Source organism: Oscillibacter acetigenes (assembly GCF_025567605.1).
GTDB classification, from domain to species: Bacteria; Bacillota; Clostridia; order Oscillospirales; family Oscillospiraceae; genus Oscillibacter; species Oscillibacter welbionis.
The window spans coordinates 237,699-241,046 of the sequence record NZ_JAOQKG010000004.1 but is presented as its reverse complement, the minus strand read 5'-3'; the positions used below and the strand labels follow the sequence as shown (position 1 = coordinate 241,046).

4 protein-coding genes are annotated in these 3,348 nt (G+C 59.7%); all 4 read left to right on the top strand.

Annotated features, from left to right (window positions below):
* Positions 1–153: 153 nt before the first annotated feature.
* Genes OCV80_RS09990 through OCV80_RS09975 form a run of 4 tightly spaced genes read left to right on the top strand, consistent with a single transcriptional unit; the run spans position 154 to position 3,322 of the window.
* Positions 154–1,323 carry a MalY/PatB family protein gene (locus OCV80_RS09990; RefSeq protein WP_021748274.1) on the top strand — a complete coding sequence of 390 codons (1,170 nt, stop codon included), beginning with the start codon at positions 154–156 and terminating at the stop codon, positions 1,321–1,323.
* A 46-nt stretch (positions 1,324–1,369) separates the two neighbouring features.
* The gene (locus OCV80_RS09985; protein WP_021748273.1) at positions 1,370–2,629 is read left to right on the top strand and encodes a dicarboxylate/amino acid:cation symporter; all 1,260 of its coding nucleotides are present in this window, start codon (positions 1,370–1,372) and stop codon (positions 2,627–2,629) included.
* A 60-nt stretch (positions 2,630–2,689) separates the two neighbouring features.
* The gene (locus tag OCV80_RS09980; protein ID WP_021748272.1) at positions 2,690–3,058 is read left to right on the top strand and encodes a RidA family protein; all 369 of its coding nucleotides are present in this window, start codon (positions 2,690–2,692) and stop codon (positions 3,056–3,058) included.
* 12 nt (positions 3,059–3,070) lie between these two features.
* Entirely contained in the window at positions 3,071–3,322 is a 252-nt protein-coding gene (locus tag OCV80_RS09975; protein ID WP_021748271.1) for a hypothetical protein, read from the top strand.
* Positions 3,323–3,348: the final 26 nt, after the last annotated feature.

Sequence of the window (3,348 nt, the reverse complement as noted above, 5' to 3'; positions counted from 1 at the left end):
CCCCGCCCGGAGATTTTTGGTTAGAATTTCCGATTGTCTCCTCTGTTTTAAATTCTTTTTCCGTTTCCTCGGTAATTCCCGCTTTTTTGGCATATATTTTGCTATATAACAAAGCATCAGCGCACAAGAACGCCGCAGAAAGGATGGATACTAATGACCTACCAGTTTGACGCGGTGGTGGACCGCTCCGGGAACCACTCCGCCAAGTATGACGAGCGGAAGAAGAAATTCGGCACAGAGGACGTGATCCCCCTGTGGATCGCGGACATGGACTTCAAGACCGCCCAGCCCATCATCGACGCCCTGAAGGCCCGGGCCGAGGAGGGCATCTGGGGCTATACCGCCCGGCCGGACAGCTATTTTGAGGCCATTCGGGGCTGGCAGAAGCGCCGCAACGGCTGGGATATCGACCAGTCCCTCATGAGCTTCAGCCTGGGCGTGGTGCAGACCCTGTCCGCCTGCGTGAAGCTGTTCACCCCGGAGGGTGGCAGCGTCCTGATTCAGACGCCGGTGTACTCCGAGTTCTATGATATGACCGAGGCATGGAACCGCAAGGTTCTGGAGAATCAGTTCGTGGAGAAGGACGGCAAGTGGACCGTTGACTGGGCAGACTTTGAGGAGAAACTGAAGCAGGCGGACCTGTTCCTGCTGTGCTCCCCCCACAACCCCCTGGGCCATGTCTGGACGGAAGAGGAGCTGCGCCGGATGATGGAACTGTGCCTGAAGCATCACGTGCTGGTGGTCTCCGACGAGATCCACTCCGACCTGATCTTCCACGGCAAAAAGCACATCCCCACTGCCACCCTGTCCCCCGAGATCGCCGCCAACGTCATCACCGGCATCTCTGGCACCAAGACCTTCAACCTGGCCGGCCTGCAGGCCAGCACAGTGGTGTTCCCCAACGCGCACAAAAAGGAGGTCTTTGACAAGTTCTGGATGAACATGGATATCCACCGGAACAACGCCTTCTCCCTCACCGCCATGGAGGCGGCCTTCAACCAGGGCGATGAGTGGCTGGACCAGCTGCTTCCCTATCTCTCCGCCAACTTTGACTATGTGGTGGACTACTGTGAAAAGCGCATCCCTAAGATCAAGACCTATGCCCCCGACGCCACCTATCTGATGTGGCTGGACTGCCGGGAGCTGGGCATGGGCAATGAGGCGCTCCACGACTTCATGATCCGGAAGGCCAAGCTGGGCCTCAACGACGGCTGCTCCTTCGGCCGGAGCCTCAATGGCTTCATGCGCCTGAACGCCGCCTGCCCCCGCGCCACTTTGGAACAGGCCATGCGCCAGCTGGAGGCCGCTGTCAACAGCCTGTAATCCCCAGCAAGAGCGCGCAGAGAAATAAGGGAAAAGGAGAAAGAACATGGCAACCATTCAAAAGAAGAGCTTCTGGCAGCAGTACGGAGGCCTGATTCTGATTCTGGGCGGCATCGCCATCGGCGCCCTGATCGGCGCTTTCGCGCCCTCTGTGGGTACCACCATCAAGCCCATCGGCGATATCTTCCTGAATCTGCTGTTCACCATTGTGGTTCCTCTGGTGTTTGTGTCCATCGCCTCCGCAGTGGGCAGCATGGCCAACATGAAGCGCCTGGGCCGGATCCTGGGTTCCACCGTCGGCACCTTCATCTTCACCGGCCTGATCGCAGCGGCCTGCGTGCTGACCTGGGTCAACCTGTTCAGCCCCTCCGCAGGCGCCTCCATCCAGCTGACCACCGGCGAGGTAGGCGAGGCCCAGAGCGCAGGCGAGCTGCTGGTCAGTTCCCTGACTGTGTCCGATTTCTCCGACCTGTGGGATAAGTCCAACATGCTGCCCCTAATCATTTTCGCCATCATCTTCGGCTTCTGCGTGTCCGCCTGCGGCGGCGACGAGAGCCCTATGGGCAAGCTGCTGAACAACCTGAATGACATCATCATGAAGTTCGTGGGCGTCATCATGTTCATCGCTCCCATCGGCTTGGGCGCCTACTTCGCCAACCTGGTTGCCACCTATGGTCCAGAGATCGTGGGTGACTACGGCCGGTCCATGCTGGTCTACTATCCCCTGTGCCTGCTCTATGCGGTGATCTTCTTCCCGCTATATGCCTTCCTGGCCGGCGGCAAGCTGGGCGTCCGGATGATGATCCAGAACATCTTCCCGCCTGCCATCACAGCCTTTGCCACCCAGTCCTCCGCCGCCACCATTCCGGTCAACAAGGAGGCCTGTGACAACATCGGCGTGCCCAAGGACGTCAGCGACCTGGTGCTGCCCATGGGCTGCACCATGCACATGGACGGCTCCGTCCTCAGTTCCATCGTGAAGATCGCCTTCCTGTACGGCGTCTTCGGCAAGGACTTCGTCGGCGCGGAGACCTATGCCATGGCCATCGTTGTGGCCATTCTCTCCGCCTTTGTGCTCTCCGGCGCTCCCGGCGGCGGCCTGGTGGGCGAGATGCTGATTGTCAGCATGTTCAACTTCCCCGCCGAGGCATTCCCCATCATCGCCACCCTGGGCTTCATCTTCGACCCTGCCGCCACCTGCCTGAACTCCTCCGGCGACACCATCGCCTCCATGATCGTCACCCGTCTGGTGGAGGGCAAGGACTGGCTCGTGAAGGCTGTGGCCGCCAAGAAGGAGACCGCCTGATTCCATCGCTTTCCAGATTGATTTTATCAGCTATCCAATTTTAGAAAAGGAGTTTTTCACATGAACGTCATTGAAACCAAGAATGCCCCCGGCGCCATCGGCCCCTATTCCCAGGGCTACGCCTTTGGAGATCTGGTCATCACCTCCGGTCAGATCCCGGTGGACCCCGCCACGGGCACTACCCCCGAAGGTATCTCCGCCCAGGCGGAGCAGAGCTGCAAAAACGTGGGCGCCATCTTGGAGGCTGCCGGTTCCGGCTTTGACAAAGTTGTCAAGACCACCTGCTTCCTGGCGGATATGGGCGACTTCGCCGCCTTCAACGAGGTGTACGCCAGGTATTTCACCTCCAAGCCCGCCCGCAGCTGCGTGGCCGTGCGGGAGCTGCCCAAGGGCGTGCTCTGCGAGATCGAAGCCATCGCGCTGAAGTAACGGAGGTATCAGATGAAAGTCACTGTCATTGGAAGCCACCTGTGCCCCGACACCCTGTACGCCCTGAACCGCCTGTCCGAGGTCAAGGCGGAGATCGAGTTCAAGAATCTCTCCGCCAGCCTGCCGGACCTGAAGGCCTATCTGGCCCTGCGGGACAGCGATCCCCACTATGAGGCCGTCAAGAAAAACGGCGGCATCGGCATCCCCGCCTTTGTCCTGGAGGACGGCACCGTCACGCTGGATCTCGGGGACGTGCTGAAATAAAGCGATCACAAAGCCCGGCGGGGGGG

Bases quoted from the DNA above. Each gene is read 5' to 3' on its own strand.
- OCV80_RS09990 (WP_021748274.1), top strand. From the start codon at position 154: ATGACCTACCAGTTTGACGCGGTGGTGGACCGCTCCGGGAACCACTCC.
- OCV80_RS09985 (WP_021748273.1), top strand. From the start codon at position 1,370: ATGGCAACCATTCAAAAGAAGAGCTTCTGGCAGCAGTACGGAGGCCTG.
- OCV80_RS09980 (WP_021748272.1), top strand. From the start codon at position 2,690: ATGAACGTCATTGAAACCAAGAATGCCCCCGGCGCCATCGGCCCCTAT.
- OCV80_RS09975 (WP_021748271.1), top strand. From the start codon at position 3,071: ATGAAAGTCACTGTCATTGGAAGCCACCTGTGCCCCGACACCCTGTAC.